The sequence below is a fragment of the Streptomyces sp. NPDC055025 genome (assembly GCF_053608565.1).
Genome location: NZ_JBSGVS010000016.1, coordinates 1 through 24,126 on the forward strand (window position 1 = coordinate 1; position 24,126 = coordinate 24,126).

The window sequence follows — 24,126 nt, forward strand, 5'->3', positions numbered from 1 at the left end:
GGAAGCCGCGCGCGGGGCCGTCTGTGTGATGACGCCCGCCCTCGCCGGGTCAGGCGGGCGCCTCACCCGGCGCGCGCGTACGCGCCCACGGCAGTACGACCGTCCTTCGCCCGCGTTCCGGACCGCCGGGCTGCCGCAGTACCAGTGAGAGTCCCGCGGCGATCAGCGAGACCACACCGGACGCCACATACGCGCCGACGAAGCCCCACGAGGCCACCACGACCGCCCCGAGACCACCGCCGAACAGACCGCTGACCAGCTTGGCGCTGTAGACCATGCCGTAGTTCGAGGCGTTGTTGTTCTCCCCGAAGTAGTCGGGAACCAGCGCCGCGAACAGCGGATAGAACGCACCACCGCCGAAGCCGGACAGGAAGGCGAAGACCAGGAACAGTGTCTGGTTGCGGATCTCGCCCGCCCACAGCACACCGAACTGGGCCACGGCCAGGGTCAGACACACATAGGTCAGCGTGGCCTGCCGGCCCAGCTTGTCCGACAGCCAGCCCACCACACCGCGCCCGGTGCCGTTGATCACCGACATCACACCCATGGACGACGCCGCGATGAGCGGGCCGAAGCCCATCTCCTTCGCGAACGGCACCTGGAACGAGATACCGAAGATCGACACCCCGGCGCAGCAGAGCATGCAGAGCCACATCAGTGGCACCACACCCGTCCTCAACGCCTCCTTCGGCGTGAACTGCCGTACCGCGGGAGGGTTCTTGGCGAGAGCCTTCCCGGTCTTCGAATCACCGGCGATATTGAGCGGATCCACCTCCTCCGGCCACCAGTTCTTCGGCGGATCCTTGAAGAACAGGCCCGAGACCAGCGTCAGCACCAGGACATAGATCCCCACCAGGTCGAGCACCGTGTGGAAGTTCGAGGTGTCGAAACCGTAGGTGAAGAGGAAGATGAACGGCACGGCGCCATAGGCGAACGCCCCGTTCACCAGCCCGGTTTTGCCGCCCCTGCGCTCCGGATACCACTTGCCGACCATATTCACACAGGTCGAGTAGATGAGTCCGGAGCCGAGCCCGCCCAGCAGGCCGAAACCCGCCAGCGCGAGCCAGATGTTCGGCGCATGACTGAGGCTGACGAACCCCACCAGCGAGAAGAACGAGCCGATGAGCATGGCCGCCCTGCTGTTGAGGATGCCCTTCTCCCGCAGCCGGCCGGCCGGGAAGGAGACAGCGGCCTGGAAGAAGATCCAGACGCTGAGCACCCAGAAGGTGTTCGTCGAACTCCAGTGATGAGCCTTGGACAGGGTCTCCTCCGCAGCCCCGAAGGCGTACTCGAAGACGCTGATGGCGAGCATGGCGAGCCAGGGCAGCGCCACCATCGTCCAGCGGGGGAGGCCGAGGATCTGCCGGTCGGATTCACCGATCCGGTAGACACGGCCGCGTGCGTCGGTGATTTCGCGGTAGCCCGCGCCGGCCGGAGCCGGCGCGGACGTACCGGAGAGAGGTTGTGCTGTCATGTCAGGCGATCTCCCGACCGATCGGGTTGGGGTTGGGCTGGATCTTCTTGTGACTCGGCCTGCCTGGCGCCTTCAGGAACACGGCCAGTACCGCCGAGGCGAGACCGATGCTTCCGGCGATGACGAACGCGCCCTCGTAGTCCCAGGCGGCCACCACCACGGCTCCCATACCGGAGCCGACCAGGCCGGATATCAGCTTGGAGCTGTAGACCATGCCGTAGTTGGAAGCGTTGTTGTTCTCCCCGAAGTAGTCCGCCGTCATCGCCGCGAAGAGCGGGAAGATCGCGCCGCCGCCGAAGCCGGAGACCATCGAGCAGAACAGGAAGAACGGCATGCTTCCCATGGAGCCGGAGATGAGCACACCGAACTGCGCGCTGCCCAGGACCACACAGACGATGATCAGTGTGTTACGGCGTCCGTACCGGTCGGAGATCCAGCCGATGACACCGCGTCCCGTACCGTTCACGATCGCCTTGAGCGACATCGCGGTTGCCACGATCCCGCCCGCGAAGCCCATGTCCTTGCCGAAGGGGACCTGGAAGGCGATACCGAAGATATTGATTCCGGCCGTGCAGAGCAGGCAGAACCACATCATCCACAGCACGGGCGTCCGTGCCGCTTCCCTCGGTGTGTACTGCTTCAGCGCCGGCGGGTTCTTCTCCAGCGCACGCCGGACACGGGGGTCCTCCGACGTCTTCAGCGGGTCCGCTCCCGTGGGCCACCAGTACTTCGGCGGGTCCTTGAAGAACCAGCCGGCGACGGCGACGACCAGGCAGCAGATGACACCGACAGCCACCAGAACGGTCTGGTAGTTGCTCAGGTCCATGTACGAGGTGAAGAGGAAGACGAAGGGCACGGAGCCGTAGGCGAAACCGCCGTTGACGAGGCCGGTCTTGCCTCCCTTCCGCTCCGGATACCACTTGCCGACCATGTTCACACAGGTGGCATAGACCAGACCCGCGCCTATACCGCTGAACATTCCGAAGCCTATGTACGCCACGATCACATGCGGCGCGAAGGCCAGGGAGACATAGCCCAGCACCGTACCCAGTGCGCCGAGCATCATGGCGTACCGGGCGGGCAGCCTGCCGCTCTCACGGAGCTGCCCCGCGGGGAAGGCCACGGCCGCCTGGAAGAAGATCCAGACGCCCATGAGCCAGAAGATGTGCCCGCTGCTCCACAGGTGTGCCTCGTGCAGAGTGTCCTCCGCCGAGGTGAACGCGTACTCCGACGAACTGATGCCCATCATTCCCATCCACGGGAAGAGCACCATCGTCCATCGGGGACGGCCCATGATGTCCCGGTCGGTCTCACCGATCCGGTACACACGGCCGTTGCCGTCCGTCACCTCCTTGAAGGGTACGGATGTCGAGATTTCGGTAGTTGTCATGTGGTGTTGCACCCCTTGCATCGAAAGAGCTGGCCAGCGCCCCCTGTCCAAAACCTTTCGTGCTGCCCCGGGCGGGCTAGGTCATCGGTAACCTCCCAACCACCTGACCGGTGTGCTGTTCCGACGGTGTGCCAGGAGTGCGGAGCTGACGGTGTCTCGAAAAAACCCCGCGGTCCTGGCCCACTGGTTGCGTTGTCCCGGGTGCAACCCCCGGACCTCCGGCGGCCCCGGGCACGAACCCCGGTCCACCGGACGACTGTGTGTGCTGACGGTGCGTCATATCAGCGGATGCGGTGTGCGTGCGGGGCATCACGGGCGCCCCGGCCGTTCCGGTGTGCCGGCGGCGTGTCACAGCAACCCCGCAGCCCTGGCCCACCGGTACTTCGCACCGAGCGCGGCGACCGGCTTCTCCGTGGTGTACGGGTAGGCCACCACCCCGCGCTCGAAGAGGTACTGGCACGCCTCCTCGACCTCCACATCGCCCGCGAGTGACGCCACCACCGGCTTCCGGACACCCCGTGCCCGGAACTCCGCCACGACCCGCGCCGTCAGTTCGGCGAAGACCATCGGCGGGGTGACGATCGTGTGCCAGTACCCCAGCACCAGCGCGTGGATCCGCGGATCCTCCAGCCCCAGCCTGATCGTCGCCTCGTAGGTGGAGGGAGGCTCACCACCGGTGATGTCCACCGGGTTGCCGGCCGACCCGAAGGGCGGGATGAAGGCGCGGAACGCCGCGTCCAGATCCGGCGGGATCTCCATCAGCGACAGACCGTTGTCGACGATGGCGTCCGAGAGGAGCACACCGGAGCCGCCCGCGCCCGTGATGACCACGACATTGTCGCCCCGCGGGGTGGGCAGCACGGGCAGCGCCCGCGCGTACTCCAGCATCTCGTTCAGCCCCGGCGCCCGGATGACACCGGCCTGCCGCAGGATGTCGTCGTACACCGCGTCGTCACCGGCGAGCGCGCCGGTGTGCGATCCCGCCGCCCTCGCCCCCGCCGCCGTACGCCCCGCCTTGAGGACCACCACCGGCTTCTTCGGTACGGTCGCGCGCGCCGCGTCCACGAAGGCGCGCCCGTCCTTGAGGTCCTCCAGATGCATCGCGACGCATTCCGTGTCGGGGTCCTCGCCGAACCAGGTCAGCAGATCGTCCTCGTCGAGGTCCGACTTGTTGCCGAGGCCGACGATGGCCGAGACACCCGTCCTGGTGGTCCTGGCGAAGCCCAGGATCGCCATGCCGATACCGCCGGACTGCGAGGTCAGCGCCACGCCGCCCTTGACGTCGTACGGCGTGCAGAAGGTGGCGCAGAGATCGTGCCAGGTGGAGTAGTAGCCGTAGATGTTCGGCCCCAGCAGCCGTACGCCGTACTCCTCGCCGATGGAGACGATCCGGTCCTGGAGTCCGTGCTCGCCGCTCTCGGCGAAGCCGGACGGGATCAGCACGGCGTTCGGTATGCCCTTGCGGCCCACTTCCTCCAGCGCCGCGGGGACGAGCTTCGCGGGGATCGCGAAGACCGCCACATCGGGCTCACCAGGCACATCCATCACGCTCTTGTACGCCTTACGGCCGAGTATGTCATCGGCTTTGGGGTTCACCGGATGGATCTCGCCCGGGAAACCACCGTCGATCAGATTGCGCATGACCGAGTTGCCGATCTTGCCCGGCTCGCCGGAGGCACCGATCACCGCGACCGAGGCGGGCTTCATCAGCCGCTCCATGGAGGTGAGGATCTCCTCCCGGGTGTACGTACGCCGCGCCGCCGGGACCTCGACGGTCAGCAGGATCCGTACGTCGGCGGCCATCACCCCGTTCTCGGACGCGAACACCGGGTTGAGGTCGACCTCCGCGATCTCGGGGAAGTCGGCCGCCAGTTGTGACACCTTGACCACCAGTCCGGCCAGTGCCTCCCGGTCCACGGCCGCGCCGCCGCGCACCCCGCGCAGGATCTCCGCGGCGCGGATCCCGTCCAGCATCGACAGCGCGTCGTCCCTGGTCGCCGACGCGAGCCGAAAAGTGACATCCTTGAGGACCTCCACCAGGACCCCGCCGAGACCGAAGGCCACGATCTTGCCGAAGGTCGGGTCGGTGACGGTACCGATCAGTACCTCCGTACCGGCCGGCACCATCTGCTGGACCTGGACGCCGAGGATCCGCGCGTTCGGGTCGTAGGCCCGGACGTTGGTGACGATCGACAGAAAGGCCCCGCGTACCTCCGCGTGCGAGTTCAGGCCGGTCCTCACCCCGCCCGCCTCCGTCTTGTGCAGGATTTCGGGAGAGACGATCTTCAGTGCGACCGGGAAACCGATCCGGTCCGCGAGTGCCACGGCGTCGTCGACGGTCTCGGCGAGAGCCTCGGCCGGGGTGGGAATGCCGTACGCGTCGGTGACGGCCTTCCCCTCGGGAGCGGTCAGGGCCGTACGGCCTTCGGCGAGCGCGGCGTCCAGGACCGCCCGTACGGCCTGCTGATTCGGTTCCGTGGTGTCCACTGCTAGATGACTCCGTTCGACTTGAGCAGGCGCAGTTCCTCGTCGTCGAGACCGAGTTCGCCGAGGTACACCTCTTCGTTGTGCTCGCCCAGCAGGGGGGAGGTGACCACGTCGACGGGGGAGTCGGAGAGCTTCAGCGGGTTGCCGACGGTGGTGAACGACCCCCGCTCGGGGTGCGGGACCTCGATGACCATGTCGTTCGCGGCCAGCGAGGCGTCCTCGATGATCTCCTTGGTGGAGAGGATCGGCCCGCACGGGATGTTGTGGGCGTTGAGCTTCTCCAGCACCTCCCACTTGGGCAGGGTGCTCGTCCACTCCTCGATGAGCTGGAACATCTTGCCCAGCTTGGGCAGCCGGGCCTCCGGGGTCGCCCACTCCGGGTCGTCCGCCAGCTCGGGGCGGCCCATCAGCTCGGTGACCGGCCGCCAGCCGACGGGCTGGACGATCACATACACATAGTCGTTGGGGCCGCCGGGGGCGCATCTGACCGCCCAGCCGGGCTGGCCGCCGCCGCTCGCGTTGCCGCTGCGCGGCACCTCGTCCCCGAAGTCCTCGTTCGGGTACTCGGCGAGCGGACCGCGGGCCAGCCGCTGCTGGTCACGGAGTTTGACCCGGCAGAGATTGAGCACGGCGTGCTGCATCGCGACATTGACCCGCTGGCCGCGACCGGTGTGCTCACGCTGGAAGAGCGCGGCGAGAATGGCGGCGACGGCGTGGATGCCGGTGCCGGAGTCGCCGATCTGCGCGCCGGTCGCGAGCGGGGGCCCGTCCTCGAAACCGGTGGTGGCCATCGAGCCGCCCATGGCCTGCGCGACGACCTCGTACGCCTTGAAGTTGGTGTACGGGCCGTCGCCGAAGCCCTTGATGGAGGCGTAGACGATCCGCGGGTTGATCTCCCGGATGCGCTCCCAGGTGAAACCCATGCGGTCCACGGCTCCCGGACCGAAGTTCTCCACCATCACATCGGAGCGGCGGATGAGCTCCGTGAGGATCTCCTTGCCGCGCTCCGTCTTGGTGTTGAGGGTGATGGAGCGCTTGTTGCAGTTGAGCATCGTGAAGTACAGCGAGTCGACATCGGGGATGTCACGGAGCTGCCTACGGGTGATGTCGCCGGAGGGTGCCTCCAGCTTGACCACGTCGGCACCGAGCCAGCCGAGCAACTGCGTGGCCGAGGGGCCGGACTGGACGTGCGTCATGTCCAGCACCCGTATGCCGGTGAGCGCCTTCGTTCCCACTGCGGTCTCAAGAGCCTGCGTCATGAGGGGGCTCCTCTACTTGTACCTGGTCTGGTGCACGGTCGCGGGGATGTACGCGTCGGGGTCGACCCGGACGTTGATCAGCGAGGGCAGCCCGGACTCGCGGGCCCGCCGGAGAGCGGGCGCGATGTCGGCCGGGTCGCGTACCTCTTCGCCGTAACCACCCAGCGTCTGGGCGAATGTGTCGTAGCAGTTGTCTCCGAAAGGGCTGCCGCCGGCCCGTTCCCGCTCCAGGCCGTATGCGGCGGCCTCCGGGTGACGGGCCGGATTCATCCGGTGGTTGTCGCCGATGATGCCGACGAACGGCAGGTTGTGACGGACGAGGGTCTCGAAGTCCCGGCCGGTCAGCGAGAAGGCGCCGTCGCCGAAGAGTGCCACGACCTCCTTGCCGGGCCGGGCCCGCTTGGCGGCGAGGACGAACGGGATACCGACACCGGGGGTGCCGAGCGGGCCCGGATCCATCCAGTGGCCGGGGGACTTGGGCTGGACGACCTGGCCGGCGAGGGCGACGATGTCGCCGCCGTCGCCGATGTAGACCGAGTCCTCCGTGAGGAACCGGTCGATCTCGTGGACCAGCCGGTACGGGTGGATGGGTGTGGCGTCCGAGGTGAGCTGCGGCAGCAGCCTCTCGACCGCCGTCCGCTCGGCGCTGCGCAGCTCCTCCAGCCAGGCCTCGCGCCGGAGGGAGCCAGGACCGGTCCGTGCGCTCGCGGCCTCGGTGGCCGATGAGAGTACGAGTCCGGCGTCGCCCACGATGCCGAGGTCGATGTCGCGGTTCTTGTCGACGGCGCGGTGGTCGAGGTCGATCTGGACGACGGTCGCCGTCGGCGAGAGCCGTGTGCCGTACTCCGTGCGGATGTCGAGAGGGGTGCCCACGACGACGATGAGATCGGCGTTGGCGAACGCGTACGGCCGGGAGAGCTCGAAGTGGTGCGGGTCGCCGGGCGCCAGGGTGCCACGGCCCGCCCCGTTCATATAGGCGGGTACGTTCAGTGCCCGCACCAGCGCGACGGCGGCGTCCGTCCCCCGGGTCGTCCAGACCTGGCCGCCGAGCAGCACGGCCGGCTTCTCGGCCCGGACGAGCAGATCGGCGAGCTTCTCGACGGCCTCGGGGTCACCGGCCGCGGGGGCCGGGGTCCGGTGGTGACCGGCCTCGGGTATCCGGGCCTTCTCCAGTGGCACCTTGGCATCCAGTACATCGCTCGGGATCTCCAGGAAGGACGGGCCGGGGGCCCCGACGCGGCTCTCGCGGAACGCCATCGACACCAGACCGGCCGCGTGCGCCGGTTCCGGCACGGTGGCGGCGAAGTTGGTGATCGGGTCCATCAGGTCCACGTACGGCAGTTCCTGGAGTGACCCCATCGGGTGCCGGCTGTGCGCTCCTCGGACGCCGATGAGCAGCATCGGGGACTCGGCGCGGAAAGCGCTGGCGACGCCGGTGAGGGCGTCGGTGATGCCGGGACCTGACGTGACCACCGCGCAGCCGGGCCGGCCGGTGATCCTTGCGTGGCCGTCGGCGGCAAGGGCGGCAACTCGCTCCTGCCGTACGCCGACGACGTCGATGCCCGCGTCGGCGCAGCCGTCATGGAGGTCGGTGGTGTGGCCGCCGGCGAGGGTGTAAACGACCTCTACACCTTGCGCCTTGAGTACCTTGGCGACCAGATGACCACCGGAGATGAGCTCCTGGCTGTCGTCGGACATGAGGGCGGTCCTGTCCCTTCGTAGGGGAGGGCGGGGGCCCTCCCGGTACATTGCATACAGTCGACGAATACTGTATGAAGCTTGTTATCCCGCATCCGGTGGATGGTGTCCAGGGGGCGTGCGGCACTTTCGTCAAATGGGAGCCGGCATGGATCTGTACGAGCACCAGGCAAGAGAACTCTTCGCGGACTACGGCATCCCGGTGCCCGAGGCCGAAGTGGTGGAACTGGCCAGGGAGGCCCGGTTCGCCGCCGAGCGTCTCGGCGGCCGTGTGGTCGTCAAGGCACAGGTGAAGACAGGGGGCCGCGGGAAGGCGGGCGGGGTCAAACTGGCGATCGACCCGGCCGCCGCGGAACTGACCGCGCGTCAGATCCTCGGCATGGATATCAAGGGCCACACCGTCAGGAAGGTGATGCTCGCGCAACCAGTGGAAATCGAAGCCGAGTTCTACGTTTCGTACGTCCTCGACCGAGCGGCGGGGACCTTCGTCGCGATCGCCTCGGCCGAGGGCGGAATGGAGATCGAGGAGGTCGCCGCCACCCGCCCGGAGGCCGTCGCCCGTATCCCGATCGATCCCGCGGAGGGGGTCACCGAGGCCAAGGCGGCACAGATCGCCGCCGCCGCGAAGCTGCCTCCGGACACGGTTCCGGTACTCCAGGCGCTCTGGCAGGTCGTGGTCCGTGAGGACGCCCTGCTGGTCGAGGTGAACCCTCTGGTGCGTACCTCGGACGGGCCGATCGTCGCCCTCGACGGCAAGGTCACCCTCGATGACAACGCGCGCTTCCGGCAGGTGCGTTGGGGCGACACCGAAGAGGATCCGCACGCCGACCCGCTCGAAGCGGCCGCGGCGGACAAGGGGCTCAACTACGTCAAGCTCGACGGCGAGGTCGGCATCATCGGCAACGGCGCGGGCCTGGTCATGTCCACCCTCGATGTGGTCGCCGGCTGCGGGGCACGCCCCGCCAACTTCCTCGACATCGGGGGAGGGGCGTCCGCGCAGGTGATGGCGGACGGACTGTCCGTCATCCTCTCCGACCCGGACGTCAAGTCCGTCTTCGTCAATGTCTTCGGCGGCATCACGGCCTGTGACGCCGTCGCCGAGGGGATCGTCCAGGCACTGGAATCGGTGCGGCTGACCAAGCCGCTCGTGGTGCGCCTCGACGGCAACAGCGCCGCCCGCGGCCGTGCGATCCTCGCGGACCGCGCGCATCCGCTCGTGGACCAGGTCAACACGATGGACGGGGCGGCCCGTCAGGCCGCCGTACTGGCATCCGCCGGATAGGACGCCCGGCCATCAAGAGAGGCCGGCCACCAACAGGCCCGACCACCCGGATCCGGCCACCCGGCTCAAGGAGAGCGGACACCATGGCGATCTTTCTGACCAAGGAGAGCAAGGTCCTCGTCCAGGGCATGACCGGCGGCGAGGGCATGAAGCACACCCGGCGGATGCTCGCCGCCGGCACCGATGTCGTCGGCGGTGTCAACCCGCGCAAGGCGGGCCGTACCGTCGACTTCGACGACCGCGCCGTGCCCGTCTTCGGCTCGGTGCGTGAGGGCATGGAGGCGACGGGCGCGGATGTCACGGTCGTCTTCGTACCGCCGCCGTTCGCGAAGGCCGCCGTCATCGAGGCCGCGGACGCGGGCATCGAACTGGCGGTCGTGATCACCGAGGGCATCCCGGTCCATGACGCGGTCGTCTTCCAGGCGTACGCCAGGAAGCGGGGCACCCGTGTCGTCGGCCCCAACTGTCCCGGGCTGATCAGCCCCGGACAGTCCAACGCGGGCATCATCCCGGCGGACATCGCCGCCAAGCCCGGCCGGATCGGGCTCGTCTCCAAATCCGGCACGCTCACCTACCAGCTCATGTACGAACTGCGGGAGACGGGCTTCTCCTCGGCGGTCGGAATTGGCGGCGACCCCGTCGTGGGCACCACCCATATCGACTGCCTCGCCGCGTTCGAGGACGACCCGGACACCGAGATCATCGTGCTCATCGGTGAGATCGGCGGCGACGCGGAGGAGCGGGCGGCGGCCTATATCGCCGGCCATGTCAGCAAGCCGGTGATCGGCTACATCGCCGGGTTCACCGCGCCCGAGGGCAGGACCATGGGGCACGCGGGGGCGATCGTCTCCGGTTCCTCAGGGACGGCCGAGGCCAAGAAACGGGCTCTGGAGGCGGTCGGCGTACGGGTCGGCTCGACTCCCTCGGAGACGGCCAGGCTGGTCCTCGACCGCCTCGCGGCGACACGTGACGTCACCCATAATTGACGCAGTGCGTGCCGCCGCCCCGGACCGGCCCACCACCGTCGGGCGGACCGCTTCTCTACCGTCGAGTAACAAGAGGTCGCGACCCATGACGACCTGATTCCCCTCACCACCATCACTCCTGGTCTGCCGGCTTCCACGGCAGGCAGGACAAGCCATGTCATTTCCCGCCCCTGAAAGCGGAGACCCTTGATGGCACCCACCCTCACCCCTCAATTGACTTTGTCGCTGAAGCCCGGAACAGCCTGGGCCGACGCCTGGGAGCGCTGCCTCGCGGTGGCGCCCGAGGCCTTCCAGGACGACCGTGTACTGAATCTCTGGGCCGGCTCGTGGCAGTCCGACGGCCGCGCCCTGCCCGCCACCAGCCCGGTCGACGGAAGCCCCATAGCGGGGCCGCCGCGGCTGGACGCGGCCACCGCCCAGCAGGCTGTGCGCGCCTGTCTGGACGAGCACCGCGTGTGGCGGCACGTTCCGCTCGCGGAGCGCAAGGCGCGTGTGGGCGCCACACTCGACGCGCTCACCGAACACCGAGAGCTGCTCGCCCTGCTCCTCGTCTGGGAGATCGGCAAGCCGTGGCGCCTCGCCCAGGCCGACGTCGACCGTGCGATCGACGGCGTGCGCTGGTACGTGGACCATGTGGACCGGATGCTGGAGGGCCGGACCCCGCTGGCGGGCCCGGTCTCCAACATCGCGAGCTGGAACTATCCGATGTCGGTCCTGGTCCACGCCATGCTGGTACAGGCGCTGGCGGGCAACGCCGTGATCGCCAAGGCCCCCACCGACGGGGGAGTGGCCTGTCTGACCCTGGCCTCCGCGCTCGCCGTGCGCGAGGGCATCCCGGTCACCCTGGTCAGCGGCAGCGGCGGCGAGCTCTCCGAGGCGCTCGTGCGCTCCCCGGAGATCGGCTGTGTCTCCTTCGTCGGAGGCCGGGACACCGGCGCCAGGATCGCCACCGCGGTCGCGGACCTCGGCAAGCGCCATGTGCTCGAACAGGAGGGACTCAACACCTGGGGCATCTGGAACTACAGCGACTGGAACGCCCTGACGGCCGTCATCCCCAAGCTGTTCGACTACGGCAAGCAGCGCTGCACGGCGTATCCGCGCTTCGTCGTCCAGCGCTCGCTCTTCGCGGACTTCCTCGCGGCGTACCTCCCCGCCGTACGCTCCATCCGGCTGGGCCACCCCCTGGCGGTCGAGCAGCCCGGGGACCCGCTGCCGGAACTCGACTTCGGCCCGCTCATCAACGCGGCCAAGGCCAAGGAACTGGCGGACCATGTCGCCGAGGCGATCAGCCGCGGCGCGGTCCCGCTGCACGAGGGATCGCTGTCCGACGGACTGTTCCTGCCCGGCCAGGACACCAGCGCCTACCTCCCTCCGGTGACCCTCCTCAACCCGCCCCCGTCCTCCCCGCTGCACCACGCGGAACCCTTCGGCCCGGTCGACACCATCGTCCTGGTCGACACGGAGGCGGAACTGCTCGCCGCGATGAACGCCTCGAACGGCGCCCTCGTCGCGACCCTCTCCACCGACGACCCGGCCACCTACGCCCGGCTCTCCCCGCAGATCCGCGCGTTCAAGGTCGGCCACGGCAAGCCGCGCTCGCGCGGTGACCGCGACGAGCTCTTCGGCGGCTTCGGCCACTCCTGGCGAGGCGCCTTCGTCGGCGGAGAACTCCTCGTACGAGCGGTCACGGACGGCCCCCCGGGCGAACGCCCCCCGGGAAACTTCCCGGACTACCACCTGATGCCGTGACCCACAGCCACTGACCCCGACCCGTCGGGCGCCCCTCCCACCCCGGAGGAGCGCCCGACAACACGGCACGGCACACGCGGGGCCCACCAACCGCGCCCCCACAGGACCGCTGACCACTGGATATACGGGTGAGGAGCACCGCGATCCCCTGGTATCGTTGTCCCCGTCGCCGCGACCGAACACCGCGGTTCGACCACTCGTCCGGGTGGCGGAATGGCAGACGCGCTAGCTTGAGGTGCTAGTGCCCTTTATCGGGCGTGGGGGTTCAAGTCCCCCCTCGGACACTTCGCATACGTACACGCCTGAGAGGGTTGTGACTCAACAGTCACAACCCTCTCAGTCATATCCAGGATCAGGCTGATTCCGAGACTCTCGTACAGCGGGCGTCTACGTTCGGGTGGCGTGGCGAGGAGTCGGTTTTTGATGTCGCCCAGGCTGGTGGCGATGCGCTCGATCTGCTCTGTGGTGAGGGGCTCGGTCCGGGGCGGGGCAGCGAGGAGATCTTGCTGGCTGCGGCTTTCTCGGCCTGTGCCTGGTTGATCCACTCGGCGACGAGACGGGGGTCGGCGCCGGCGTCGAGTGCGGCCCGGTATCCGGTGATGCGCGGAACCGTCACGAGCGGCGGCGGCCCAGGCGGGTCGAGGACTCGACGACCGACCGGGACGCCGCCCGCACCCTGCTACCTGCGGCAAAGAATGTGCTTCTGCGACGTTTCCTGTCCTGGCTGGCAGGTGCGGAACCCCCGGACCGCCCCTCGAACTGCTCACGCGGCCGCACGGGGTACGGGCCGGACCTGCCGGTCGGCAGAAACGGCCCGATGACTCGCCCTCTTGTCGGTGGGTGTGTCACACCAAAGTCCTGCTCGGCCGGCACTCGGTGGGAGGCTCGAACCCTGACCGAAGCCCCGACCGTGGACAGCCCCGGATCAATGACGTGGCCCGCGCCGACCATCGTCGTGGACGGTGATCCGGCGGACGTGGGCCGAACTCTCCTCGGTGTTGCGCACCTTGGGTTTCCTACAGCCTGGCATTGATCCCCTCGGCGCCCCGCGGCGTCTCGACGGGCTCCTGGGCGCTCTGCGGTTTGTCGGCGAGCTTGAGCCAGACCACTCCGACGATGATGACGCCCAGCCACAGGGCCTGGGCCGGGGTGAGGACCTCGTCGAAGAAGACGGGACTCAGCAGCGCGGCACCGGCCGACCCGATTCCCGCCCAGACGGCGTAGCCGATACCGACGTCGATGGTGCGTAGTGCGACGCTCAGTGCCCAGAGCGTCAGAAGGAAGAAGACGACAGCGACCAGCGACCACGACAGGCGAGTGAAGCCGTGGCTTCCGCCGACGGAGAGCGCGTAGCCGACTTCGAAACCTCCGGCGAGGAGGAGCATGAGCCAGGAGTTGGCTGAGGAGCGGCCGGTGTTGGACATGTGCACGGGTCCTTTCGGGAAGACGGGGCGGGGGACGGCGGGATCCTCAGGCGGCGCCACTGAGCTGGAGGCCGACGACCCCGATGATGATGGCGGCGATGCCGATCGCCTTGCGCCAGTTCAGACGCTGGCCGAAGAAGAGCGCTCCGAGAAGGGTGATGCCGATACCGGAAATGGACGTCCAGATCGCGTATCCGACGCCGACGTCGAAAGTCAGCAGTGCCTTGCTGAGGAAGTAGGTCCCGATGGCACCGCTGAGCAGAGTCACGATGGTCCACTTGCGGTTCTTGAAGCCTTCGGCCTTGCCGGCCGCGATGGCGACGGCGATCTCGAAGACGACTGCGATGGCGAGGTAGAGCCACTGCATGGGAAGTCCTTTCGTTCGATGGAGGCCGACTTTTGCGGGGCCGGCCGCCGTGGGATCCGCCGTACCGCGTCAGCGGTGGTGGGCACGGCGAAGAGGTGGTCCAACGGGACCTCGGGAGGAGCCGGGATCAGCCGGCACCGCCCCGGATCGTCGGTGCCGCCGTGAGGCGGTTGTGCGGGTCGAGCACCGCGAACCCGGTCGTGGCGGGGTGCGATCGCATTGCTGTCACGGCACACACCTGCCGGACGCGCGGAGACATCGGGCATCCGACGCGTGTGTCATGTCAGCACCCGCCGGATCCGCAGGCGGTGCCCCCGGCGACTGCCCGTTCCGCCTGGGTGTCGAGCACGGCCTTGCGGATCTCGGCTACGGCGGGGACACCTTCTATGCGGTGGCGTTCGCCGATGATGATCGTGGGGGCGACGGAGATGCGGTACGCCTCGGCGGTCCGCAGCGCTTCCTGGTGGGTCCCGGTGTAAGCCCCGGCCGTCAGCGCCTCGGTGAAACCGGCTGCGTCAAGGCCCAGTTCGGATGCGATGTCGGTGAGGACGTCCAGTCGGCCGATGTGCCGGTTCTCCTGGAAGAAGGCCCGCAGCACACGCGGAGTGTATTCCGCGGCCTTACCGTGCTCGGCCGCGTACTGATAGCCCTCGAACGCCAGCCGGGTGTAGGGCTGTGGTGAGACGGTGGGAAGGCTGATGTCCACCTTCATCTGACGGGCCATCGGATAGACCGAACGGGCCCAGATCGCCGGCAGGTACTCGTCCTCCGGCCGTAGCGTCGGGATCGGGTGAGGCCGCAGTTCGAACGGCATCCACTCGATCTCGACATCGAGGTCGCGGGTGGCCTCGTGCAGCGGGGTCTCGGCAAGCATGCAGAACGGACAGACATAGTCCGACCAGACTTTGATGCCGACTTTGCTGGTTTCCCTCTCGGTCACATCTGCCTCCGGTTCATGGCGACGTACTCCTCGAACGGCTTGGTCCCTTCCGGTATCTGCAGCGAGGTGACCTTGATTCGCCAGGCCATCGGGTCCTCGGCGAAGATCGAGTACGAGCCTGAGTAGTCGAAGCCGTACCGTGCGGCCGTCCTGCGGTCGGCCGCGTGGACGATTTCGCTGACGTTGAAGTACAACGAAGCCATGTAGCACAGGGCACAGGGCTCGCCGGAGGCGATCAGTGTGGCCCCGGCGACGGCGTGCAGCCCATGTTTGGCGGCAGCCTCACGCAGCGCGACCACCTCGGCATGCGCGGTGGGGTCGTTGTCCTCGCGTACCCGATTGAAGCCGACACCGAGGACACGGCCGTTGTTGACCACCATGCCGGAGAACGGGATGCCGCCCTTGACCACATGCTCGCGGCTGATCTGTACCGCCTCACGGACGTACTCGGTCAGCTCGCTCTCTGACATCTCGAGATGGGACATCTTCGCTCCCTGACTCAGACCGTGGTGGGGCGGAGCGGAACGACACCGCCGGTGATCGGGGCGAGCGGGACGATCCGGGAGGCCCACGGGCGGGCGGAGCCCCGGGCGCGGCCCCTGGCAGAGGAACCGTTGGCAGGGGGTGTCGCGGTATCGGTCAGGAAAAAACTTGCTTGTACGTGCATATTCTTCGTTTCCATGGGACTCGATGGAAGAAGCAGGGGAGCGGATAGAGTTTGCATGAGCATGTATCTTGGTGTCAACCGCTGCCTGAGAGGAAGCTGCCCCATGACCAAGATTTCCTATGCGCCGGCCGCCTCGTCCGACCAGGCCGTGTGGGGGAGAGTCCTCACCCTGCACGCGCATGTGGAACGTCAGCTCACCCAGGCCCTGCAACGCAGGCACGGGGTGGGGCTCTCCGAGTTCCGCGCCCTGGAGTGTCTCGTACGGACCAAGGGCGGCGAGCTGCGCATGCAGGAACTCGCCGACAGGGTCGGGCTCGGGCAGAGCTCGGCGACCCGGCTGGTCGGTCGGCTGTTCTCGGCCGGCTTCGCGTTCCGGGATCTCTGTCCCGACGACAAACGCGGTGTCTACGCCGTCATTACCGACGAGGGCAGGCAGCGCTACGCCGATGCGCGCGGTACCTACTCCGAGGTCCTCAGTGCGGCGCTGAATGCCGCCGGCTCCTCCCCGGAGCTGGCCGGTACGGTCCAGGTGCTGCGCAGCGCCCTCTGAGTGACGCCGTCGCCTCCATCCGGTTGTGCCCCGGAGGGACCGCCTGTCGAAAGCCGTCCCCCGGGACGGCTTTCGGCGTTTCCACGCCCCGCCGGGCGTGCTCGGTTGAACGGCCGGGCACGCCCGGCGAACCCTTCCGCGGGCGTCGCGACACCTTGCTGAGATGAAGGCGTCACATCGACCTGAAACGCACATAGTTCATCAAGCAAGCTCGACGCTCCGACCCGCTTTCAGTGATGTGCATCACTGGATGGCACCCAACTGCATGCTTGACTCTGCATGTATCGCAGGTACGGTTGGTCGCGGCTCGATCACCCGGGGGAGTGGTGCGGGGCCGGCCAGGCAGATGGCCGCCGGGCTCCGCGAGTTCTTTGGTGCGATTCGCGCGCCGTCACCCCTCTGGGAGCATGGCCGCTTTCGCGTTGATAATTTCATGAAGGGGGGAACTGTGCCGTTATCCGGCCTTTTTGATGTGCTGGCCGCGCACGCCCGGCGCCGACCCGATCAGGTGGCCCTGATCCGGGGCGAGCGGAAGGTGACGTACCGTCAGCTGATTGGGCTCGCCGAGGACTTGTCAGACGCCCTGGACGGTCTGGGTCTCGACCGGCGGCAGCCGCTGTGTGTGCCCGCGTACAAGACGCCCGCGACGATCGCTCTGCTCATCGGCGCCTTCCGGGACGGCTACGCAGTCCTGGCGCCCTCGCCCGAACTGGGCTCCTCCGCCCGTGCGGTGCTCGCCGCGCAGGCACGGTGTTCCCAGGTATTGACCGTCGACGACCAGGGCCTGCTCGACACCGCCCCGGTTGTGCCGGACGAGCAGGCCGCCCGGGACTTCGACACCGTGGACCCCGCCGTCGCACCACTGCTGCTCACGACCTCCGGCTCCACTGGTACGCCGAAGGTCGTGCCCATCCTCGGGGATGCCTTCAGCCGGTTCGCCGACTGGGCGACCGGCCGGTTCCACCTCACCGAGCACGACACCCTGCTGAGTTACGCACCCCTGAACTTCGACCTCTCCCTGCTCGACGTGTGGACCGCGCTGCGGCTGGGTGCCCGCACCGTTCTTGTCGAACAGGAATTGAGCGCGGACGCACGTCACCTACAGGATCTGATCACCCGGCACGAGGTCAGCTTCGTCCAGGGTGTGCCCATGCTGCACCGGCTGCTCGCACAGGACGGTGCCGTCCATCCGGCGGTCCGCACGGTGATCTTCACCGGAGACGCACTGCCGCAGGCGCTGCTGCGGCAGCTCGGCACGGCCTTCCCGGGCGCCGGCTTCCACAACGTCTTCGGGTGCACCGAGACCAACGACAGCTTCATCTGCGACGTCGACCCCGCGGGAGCCGGTGAGCGGATCCCCATAGGCCGGCCGCTGCCCGGGGTGCGGGCCCTGCTGCTCGACGGCGCGGGACAGGTCCTCGACGGTCCCGGTACTGGTGAACTCCTCGTGACCACGCCGTTCCAGAGCTTCGGATACCTGCAACGCTCCCGCAACAAGGGGGTGTTCGTTCCCGCCCCCGACGGCGGTGACGAAGTCTTCTACCGCACCGGCGACCTCGTCACCCGGGACGCCGACGGCCTGCACTGGCTGCAAGGGCGTACCGACTTCCAGGTCAAGGTCCGCGGGGTGCGGACCAATGTGCAGGAGGTCGAGAACGTCCTGGCAGCTCACCCCGAGGTTGCCGAGGCCGCCGTCGTGGCGATCCCCGATCGTGAGGCCGGCTACCGGCTGCACGCTCAGGTGACCCGGCGGCCCGGCACCTCGCTCACCTCGCTGCGGCTGCGCTCGCACAGCGCCGAGCGCCTGCCCCGCCACGCCATCCCGTCCTCCGTGCACGTGGGCGACGCCCCGCTGCCGCGTACGTCCACCGGAAAACCCGACCGCAACCTCATCAAGGCAGCACGACAGAAGGGAAATCCCGCATGAGCTCCCTGGCGGACGAAATTCGTGGCTATGTCGTCGCAGAGTTCCTCAACGGAGAGGACGCGGCAGACCTGACCACCGGATTCGACCTCATCGACAACGGTGTCGTCGACAGCCTGGGCGTGGTCCGGATCGTCTCGCACCTCGCCCGGACCTACTCGATCCTCATCGACGACATCCCGATGACCCCGAACAACTTCCGCAGCATCGACGCCATCTCGGCATTTGTGGAGAACGCGACGAAGACCGCCGCCTGAGCCGGCGGCCGGATTTTCGCGGATCGGAAACGCGAAAGGCCGGAAAAAGCTCCACAAGAATTTTCGAAGTATTTCCCCGCAAGATGCTATCACACACAAGGAGACCGTCATGATCGTTCGTAGCACCAGCGAGCTCGTCCCCGTCGAGTGGGGCAACGGCACCAGCTACCGTCTGCTCACCGAGGCCGACGGCATGGGCTTCACGGTGTGCGAGACCGTGGTCCGCAAGGGCACCATGAGCGCCCTGCAGTACCGACGTCATCTCGAGGCGTGCTACTGCACGGGCGGATCCGGCGAGGTCGTCACGGCGTCCGGCGAATCGTACAAGATCACAGAGGGCACCATATACGCCCTCAACGAGAACGACGCGCATTACCTGAGAGCCTCCGACTACGAAGACCTGAGACTTATCTCCGTGTTCAGCCCAGCCCTGCGCGGCGACGAGAGGCACACGCTGTCTCCCGACGGCTTCTCCCAGTACTGAGTTTCGCGATCCGGGGCCCGCACCGCCGACAGCGGCGCGGGCCCCGGCACCGACCAACGACGTACCGGAAGGAAGCATACGTATGACACCCGCACCGTCCGCACCGCGGACCGCCGACACCGAACCGGACCCGTACACCCTCGCCGCCCCGTGGGCGGACGAACTCAACCAGGACGTCGAGGAGTGGGACGCCCGCGCGGAGTTCCCGCGGGAGAAGTGGAAGGTGATCCAGCGCTCAGGACTGCTCGCCTTACCGTTCGAGACGCGGTACGGCGGCCGTGGCGGTACTTTGACCGACACGATGCGTGCCCTGGAGGGCCTCGGACACACCTGCCGCGACGCCGGCCTCGGCTTCTCCGCCTCGACGCAGATCGTCAGTGTCGGCGTCCCACTGCAGGCGTTCGGCTCGGAGGAGCTCAAGTCCCGCTTCCTGCCCGGGATCGTCACGGGCGATCTGATCACCGCGCACGCCATCACCGAGCCGGGCAACGGCTCCGACGCCCTGAACATCTCCACCACCGCCACCCGGGACGGCGACGACTACGTCATCGACGGCGGCAAGATGTTCATCACCAACGCTCCGATCGCCGATCTCTTCCTGTTGTACGTACGCACCGGCAAGCCCGGTCCGTTCGGCCTGAGTGTCTTCCTGGTCGAGCGGGACACCCCCGGCCTCCGGGTCGGCGAGCCCCTCGACAAGATGGGACTGCGAACCTCCCCGCTGAGCGAGGTGACCTTGGAGGGGCTGCGCGTGCCCGCCACCCGGCGCATCGGCCAGGAGGGCGCCGGCTTCCTCGTTCTCGACCATGTGATGAGGCGGGAGATCCTCTTCTCCTTCTCCCTCACACTCGGCGAGATGGAGCACCGTCTGGAGCGGGTGCTCGGATACGCCAGGTCCCGCCGCCAGTTCGGCGAACCGATCGGCGCGTTCCAGGGCGTCGCGCACAAGATCGCGGACATGAAGATCGCGGTGGAGACCGCCCGCAAGTGGCTCACCGACACCGGCGCCAAGGTGGAGGCCGGCAAGGACGCCGCGTTCGACGTCGCCGCGACCAAGACCGTGGTCAGCGAGGCCAACAAGCGCACCGCGCTCGACGCCGTCCAGATCTTCGGCGGTCAAGGCTATCTCACCGCCACCGGCATCGAGCGGGACGTCCGCAACGCGGTCGGCGGAACCATCTACTCCGGCACCAGCGAGATCCAGCGCAACCGCATCGCCTCCCTCCTGGGCCTGTGAGCCGGAAACCAATGAAGGAGTCACCATGACCACACTCACTACGGACGATCTCCGACGGCTCACCGCGCCCACCGACTTCCTCGACTACGAGAGCGACAGCGTTCAGTCCTTCGTCGACGAGGCGGTCACCGACCGCGGGGCGGACAAGCGCCGGCTGGCGGTCGAGCTCTACTACGCCGTCCGCGACGAGGTCTTCTACGAGGTGTACGGGGCCGACCTGTCCCCGCAGGGACTGCGGGCCAGTCACACCGCCTCCATCCGCAAGGGCTTCTGCCTGCACAAGTCGGCGCTCTACGCCGCGGCCTGCCGGGCCGTGGGCATTCCCGCCCGCGTCCACTACGGCGATGTGCGCAATCACCTGGCCTCCGACCGGCTGCGCGGCCACATGGGCGGGGACGTCTTCTTCCACGGCCTGAACGCCGTTCACCTGGACGGCAAGTGGGTCAAGGCCACCCCGGTCTTCAACAAGATCCTGTGCCGGCTGTACGGGATGAAACCCCTGGAGTTCGACGGCACCGCCGACAGCCTGTACCACCCCTTCGACGAACAGGAACTCCACAGCATGGAGTTCCTGTTCGACCACGGCAGTTTCGACGACGTTCCCTACGAGTTCGTGATGGCGAACATGCGCCGTAAGCACCCCGGCTTCCTGAACAACACCGGCACCGGCACCGTCGACGGTGGCTCGCTGGCCGCCGAGGCGTCCCAGATCCGGCCCAACGACGAGGGGACACCCAGATGAGCACCATCCAAGCTCAGAGGGACGGTTGGGAGGCGCGGGCGCGCATCGGCGTGGTCGTACCGCACGCGGACGTCGGCCCGGAGTCGGAGTTCCAGGCGATCGCGCCCGACGATGTGTTCGTGCACGGCTCGCGCGTTCACTTCGGCGCGATGCGAGCCGGCGGCGAGATGGATCCGAAGATTCCGCACGATCCGGTGCGCGCCTTCGTGCAGCCGCCGCACATCGACGATGCGGTCACGTTGCTGGCCGCCTCCCCGCTCGACGCGATCGCGCTCGGTTTCACCAGCTCCGCCTACATCCTCGGGGCGAGCGGCGAGAAGGACTTGTTCGCGCGGCTCGCGCAGCACACACGGGGCCTGCCGCTCACCGGCACCACCACGGCGGCCGTGGCCGGCTTCACCGCACTCGGCGCCCGGCGTATCGCCCTGGTCAACCCGCCGTGGTTCGACGACCGGCTCTCCGGGCTCGGCGCCGACTACTTCACCGAACAGGGCTTCGACGTCGTCCACCACGGTCCGTGCGGGCTGCCCAGTAACCAGAAGCTGATCACCCCCGACGCGCTGTCCGAGTGGATCCGCACCACGGTCGCCGGGCAACGGCCCGACGCCGTCCTGGTGGCCGGCAACGGTATCCGCGCGGTCGGCGTCATCAACGCCCTGGAACAGGAATTGGGCTTCGCGGTCCTGACCGCCAACCAGGTCCTGTTCTGGCACGCCCTGCACCTGGCCGGAGCGGCGGTAGCGGCCCGCGCGATCACCGGGTACGGCCGGCTGTACAACACCGAGCCGCCATGCGGCGCGGTTTGAGCCTGCCGGCAGCCGACGGGCACGTGATCCTGTCGTTACCGAGCACGTGATCCTGTCCGTCACCGACGAGGGGGACCGCCCGCCGGTTCCCCTCGTGTGCTGGTACGACGACGGCACCACCGTCCGCGGCGCGGTCCTGTACCGGGGTGTGTTGCGCCGGGCGGAGCATGTCCCCGGCTTCCGCCGCTGTGCTACCGGAGGCCCCCCATGTGCGGCGCGGACGCGCCCTCCCACCACCGAGAGGCACACTGGTGAACCAACTCCCCTCTTTAAATGCCTACTTCGCCCCCCTCGTCGGCGCACCCCAGCCGGTCCCGGATCGGCACATCCTCGGCACGGTCGCGTTCGGCGAGCGCTTCGGCCTCGCCTTCGACCCGCACGGACACCCCGAACTCGCCGTCCCCATGTCCTCGCCGGGCTTCGACGCCTTCCGCGAGGTGTGGACCACCACGGCAGAGCCGGTCAACGGCAGCCAGGACGGCCTTGTTTTCGCGGACGACGGCGAACACCTCTTCGTCGCCGGCACCATCGCACCGCACCCCGTGTACGCGCCCACCGTACGGGCGACCTACGAGACGGCGTTCTCACTCGTCGCGGAGCGCGGCTGTTCCCATGTCTTCCGCATGTGGAACTTCGTCGGCGACATTCTCGGCACCAACTCCGAAGGTCTTGAGGTCTACCAGGACTTCGTGTCCGGCCGCGCCGAGGCGTTCGCCTCCTACTACGGCGACGGCATCGGGCACATGCCAGCCGCGACCGGCATCGGCACCCGGGGCGAGGGCATCTCCTTCGTTCTGCTCGCTGCCCGCACCGCGAGCTCCCGGCATGTGGAGAACCGGCGCCAGACTCCCGCCTACCACTATCCCGAGCAGTACGGCCCCAAGCCGCCGAGCTTCGCCCGTGCCTCCCTGGTGGAGCCCGGCGGTACGCTCTACGTATCCGGGACGGCCAGCATCCTCGGCCACGAGACCGTCCACCGGGGTGACGTCGCAGCCCAGACCCAGGTGGTCCTCGACAACATCGCCGAGTTGATCGGCGGACCCAGCCTGGCCGCCGCGGGCCTCGACGGCGGCCACGAACTCAAGGACCTCCGCCTGGCCAAGGTGTACGTCCGCCACGAGCGGGACCTGCCGGTGGTGCGCGCCTTGTGCGGCGAGGCGCTGGGCCCGGAGGCGGAGACCAGGTACCTGAATGTGGCCGTGTGCCGGGACGACCTGCTCGTCGAGATCGAAGGGCTCCTCCCCGGCCCGGCGCCAGCCCGATGAGAGCGAGCCCTCGCCGCTCTCCCCCGCGCGAGGACCGGTGGTGTGCGGCGGCCGGATCGACGCCCTCCTCGCCTGAGCCGCCCCGTAGACACGAACCCACGGAGGTACCCCATGCCCCAGTCCCCCGCCGACCTGCGCGTCGGTGTCCTCCTGCCCGGCCGCGAATCCGTTGTCGAACGCGGCGACTACCCCCGCCACCTCGGACAACTTGCCCAGAAGGCAGAGGAACTGGGGTACGACTCGATCTGGGCCGGTGAGTCCCCGCTGGCCCGCTCCCGGATGAACCCGCTGCTCGCGCTGACCGCCGCGGCCACCACGACCGAGCGAGTCCAGCTCGGCACCGCGGTACTGCTGCCACTGCGCCCGCCGGTGCACCTTGCCCATGAACTCGCCTGCCTGGACCGGATCTCCGGCGGACGCCTGATCGCCGGCCTCGGATCCGGCTTCACCTCACCCGCCGCCGAAGCCGAGTTCAAGGCCTACGGCGTCCCGTTCGGGCAACGGATGGGCCGGATGCGGGAGACCATGGAGATCTGCCGGGCACTGTGGCGCGCCGAAGGGAAGCCGGTGTCGTACGAGGGCCCCTACCACCGGCTCGACGACGTGACCCTGCTGCCGGTACCCGAGCAGCCGTTCGGTCCGCCGATGTGGATCGCGCACTCCGGCGAGAAGATGCTCGATCGCGCGGGCCGCGAGTACGAAGGCTGGATGCCGACCAGCACCACCTCGAAGGCGTACGCGAAGGGCTGGCTGCGGGTGCAGGAGGCTCGCGAGGCCGCAGGCCGCCCCGAGTCCGACGTCACCGCCGCCGTCTATCTGTCGGTCGCCGTCGACGACAGCGCCGAGAAGGCCGAGGAGACCCTGCGGGCCTACTTCCGCGCCTACTATCGCCTCGACCTGCCCACCATGCGCACCACCCAGGGCATCTTCGGCGGCACCGCGGAGCAGACCGCTGAGTGGCTCGCCGGCTATGTCGCGGCCGGCGCCCGCCACCTGGTACTGCGGCTGCCCACCGCCGACCTGCACGAGGCGAGTCACCGGGAGGCTCTGGAGCGGACGGCCGACGAACTGCTGCCACTGCTGCGCGGCTAGGGCCTCTCGTTTGGATCTTGCTGGGCTCGCGTGCCCTGGCACCGCG

The 24,126-nt window shown here is 68.3% G+C and carries 21 protein-coding genes, 1 tRNA gene and 1 pseudogene; 14 read left to right on the plus strand and 9 right to left on the minus strand.

Features of this window, described 5'->3' with window-relative positions:
* Nucleotides 1-49: 49 nt before the first annotated feature.
* The 5 genes from ACWGDX_RS12390 to ACWGDX_RS12410 form a co-directional block, all read right to left on the minus strand.
* A complete protein-coding gene (locus ACWGDX_RS12390) occupies nt 50-1,474 on the minus strand; it encodes an OFA family MFS transporter (protein WP_453624804.1) in 1,425 nt (474 codons plus the stop codon).
* A gap of 1 nt (nt 1,475) precedes the next feature.
* Nucleotides 1,476-2,864 (minus strand): OFA family MFS transporter, encoded by a 1,389-nt coding sequence (locus ACWGDX_RS12395; protein ID WP_453624806.1) that lies wholly within the window; start codon nt 2,862-2,864, stop codon nt 1,476-1,478.
* Nucleotides 2,865-3,212: 348 nt separating this feature from the next.
* Nucleotides 3,213-5,351 carry an acetate--CoA ligase family protein gene (locus tag ACWGDX_RS12400; RefSeq protein WP_453624808.1) on the minus strand — a complete coding sequence of 713 codons (2,139 nt, stop codon included), beginning with the start codon at nt 5,349-5,351 and terminating at the stop codon, nt 3,213-3,215.
* A gap of 2 nt (nt 5,352-5,353) precedes the next feature.
* The gene (gene frc / locus ACWGDX_RS12405) at nt 5,354-6,610 is read right to left on the minus strand and encodes a formyl-CoA transferase (RefSeq protein WP_453624810.1); all 1,257 of its coding nucleotides are present in this window, start codon (nt 6,608-6,610) and stop codon (nt 5,354-5,356) included.
* A gap of 12 nt (nt 6,611-6,622) precedes the next feature.
* Complete coding sequence (locus ACWGDX_RS12410; RefSeq protein ID WP_453624812.1) at nt 6,623-8,308, minus strand: thiamine pyrophosphate-binding protein; 1,686 nt, start codon at nt 8,306-8,308, stop codon at nt 6,623-6,625.
* Between the two features lie 148 nt (nt 8,309-8,456).
* Here ACWGDX_RS12410 and sucC point away from each other — a divergent pair, with 148 nt between their 5' ends.
* The 4 genes from sucC to ACWGDX_RS12430 all read left to right on the plus strand — a co-directional run bounded on the left by sucC (nt 8,457) and on the right by ACWGDX_RS12430 (nt 12,609).
* On the plus strand, nt 8,457-9,590 hold the full coding sequence (sucC, locus tag ACWGDX_RS12415) for an ADP-forming succinate--CoA ligase subunit beta (protein ID WP_453624814.1): 1,134 nt from the start codon (nt 8,457-8,459) through the stop codon (nt 9,588-9,590).
* Between the two features lie 83 nt (nt 9,591-9,673).
* Nucleotides 9,674-10,576, plus strand: a complete 903-nt coding sequence (gene sucD, locus ACWGDX_RS12420; RefSeq protein WP_453624816.1) for a succinate--CoA ligase subunit alpha — start codon at nt 9,674-9,676, stop codon at nt 10,574-10,576.
* A gap of 189 nt (nt 10,577-10,765) precedes the next feature.
* Nucleotides 10,766-12,325 (plus strand): aldehyde dehydrogenase family protein, encoded by a 1,560-nt coding sequence (locus ACWGDX_RS12425; protein ID WP_453624818.1) that lies wholly within the window; start codon nt 10,766-10,768, stop codon nt 12,323-12,325.
* A 199-nt stretch (nt 12,326-12,524) separates the two neighbouring features.
* Nucleotides 12,525-12,609 (plus strand) — tRNA-Leu (locus ACWGDX_RS12430).
* A 732-nt stretch (nt 12,610-13,341) separates the two neighbouring features.
* On the opposite strand, the gene ACWGDX_RS12435 is transcribed toward ACWGDX_RS12430, so the two are convergent.
* From ACWGDX_RS12435 to ACWGDX_RS12450, 4 genes are all read right to left on the minus strand, one after another.
* Nucleotides 13,342-13,749: a DMT family transporter gene (locus ACWGDX_RS12435; protein WP_453624820.1), complete on the minus strand. Its 408-nt coding sequence runs from the start codon at nt 13,747-13,749 to the stop codon at nt 13,342-13,344.
* Between the two features lie 46 nt (nt 13,750-13,795).
* Nucleotides 13,796-14,116 (minus strand): DMT family transporter, encoded by a 321-nt coding sequence (locus tag ACWGDX_RS12440; RefSeq protein WP_453624822.1) that lies wholly within the window; start codon nt 14,114-14,116, stop codon nt 13,796-13,798.
* A 283-nt stretch (nt 14,117-14,399) separates the two neighbouring features.
* The gene (locus tag ACWGDX_RS12445; RefSeq protein WP_453624824.1) at nt 14,400-15,056 is read right to left on the minus strand and encodes a DsbA family oxidoreductase; all 657 of its coding nucleotides are present in this window, start codon (nt 15,054-15,056) and stop codon (nt 14,400-14,402) included.
* Nucleotides 15,053-15,541 carry a nucleoside deaminase gene (locus tag ACWGDX_RS12450; protein WP_453624826.1) on the minus strand — a complete coding sequence of 163 codons (489 nt, stop codon included), beginning with the start codon at nt 15,539-15,541 and terminating at the stop codon, nt 15,053-15,055. Before ACWGDX_RS12450 ends, ACWGDX_RS12445 begins: the two co-directional genes overlap by 4 nt.
* A gap of 285 nt (nt 15,542-15,826) precedes the next feature.
* Here ACWGDX_RS12450 and ACWGDX_RS12455 point away from each other — a divergent pair, with 285 nt between their 5' ends.
* The 10 genes and pseudogenes from ACWGDX_RS12455 (at nt 15,827) to ACWGDX_RS12500 (ending at nt 24,080) form a co-directional block, all read left to right on the plus strand.
* Nucleotides 15,827-16,273: a MarR family winged helix-turn-helix transcriptional regulator gene (locus tag ACWGDX_RS12455; RefSeq protein ID WP_453624828.1), complete on the plus strand. Its 447-nt coding sequence runs from the start codon at nt 15,827-15,829 to the stop codon at nt 16,271-16,273.
* 448 nt (nt 16,274-16,721) lie between these two features.
* Nucleotides 16,722-18,200: an AMP-binding protein gene (locus ACWGDX_RS12460; RefSeq protein WP_453624830.1), complete on the plus strand. Its 1,479-nt coding sequence runs from the start codon at nt 16,722-16,724 to the stop codon at nt 18,198-18,200.
* Nucleotides 18,197-18,454, plus strand: coding sequence for an acyl carrier protein (locus tag ACWGDX_RS12465; RefSeq protein ID WP_453624832.1), 258 nt, complete (start codon nt 18,197-18,199; stop codon nt 18,452-18,454). The genes ACWGDX_RS12460 and ACWGDX_RS12465 overlap by 4 nt, the downstream gene beginning before the upstream one ends.
* 109 nt (nt 18,455-18,563) lie before the next feature.
* Entirely contained in the window at nt 18,564-18,938 is a 375-nt protein-coding gene (locus ACWGDX_RS12470) for an ectoine synthase (protein ID WP_453624834.1), read from the plus strand.
* A gap of 82 nt (nt 18,939-19,020) precedes the next feature.
* Nucleotides 19,021-20,175 carry an acyl-CoA dehydrogenase family protein gene (locus tag ACWGDX_RS12475; RefSeq protein ID WP_453624836.1) on the plus strand — a complete coding sequence of 385 codons (1,155 nt, stop codon included), beginning with the start codon at nt 19,021-19,023 and terminating at the stop codon, nt 20,173-20,175.
* Between the two features lie 25 nt (nt 20,176-20,200).
* A complete protein-coding gene (locus ACWGDX_RS12480) occupies nt 20,201-20,917 on the plus strand; it encodes a transglutaminase-like domain-containing protein (RefSeq protein ID WP_453624838.1) in 717 nt (238 codons plus the stop codon).
* Nucleotides 20,914-21,723 (plus strand): maleate cis-trans isomerase family protein, encoded by an 810-nt coding sequence (locus ACWGDX_RS12485; protein ID WP_453624840.1) that lies wholly within the window; start codon nt 20,914-20,916, stop codon nt 21,721-21,723. The genes ACWGDX_RS12480 and ACWGDX_RS12485 overlap by 4 nt, the downstream gene beginning before the upstream one ends.
* Before the next feature lie 46 nt (nt 21,724-21,769).
* Nucleotides 21,770-21,910 (plus strand): annotated as a pseudogene (locus ACWGDX_RS12490) (DUF6253 family protein); the annotation flags it as partial.
* A 64-nt stretch (nt 21,911-21,974) separates the two neighbouring features.
* Nucleotides 21,975-22,988 (plus strand): FkbO/Hyg5 family chorismatase, encoded by a 1,014-nt coding sequence (locus tag ACWGDX_RS12495; protein WP_453624842.1) that lies wholly within the window; start codon nt 21,975-21,977, stop codon nt 22,986-22,988.
* 111 nt (nt 22,989-23,099) lie between these two features.
* Entirely contained in the window at nt 23,100-24,080 is a 981-nt protein-coding gene (locus tag ACWGDX_RS12500) for an LLM class flavin-dependent oxidoreductase (RefSeq protein ID WP_453624844.1), read from the plus strand.
* Nucleotides 24,081-24,126 lie beyond the last annotated feature (46 nt).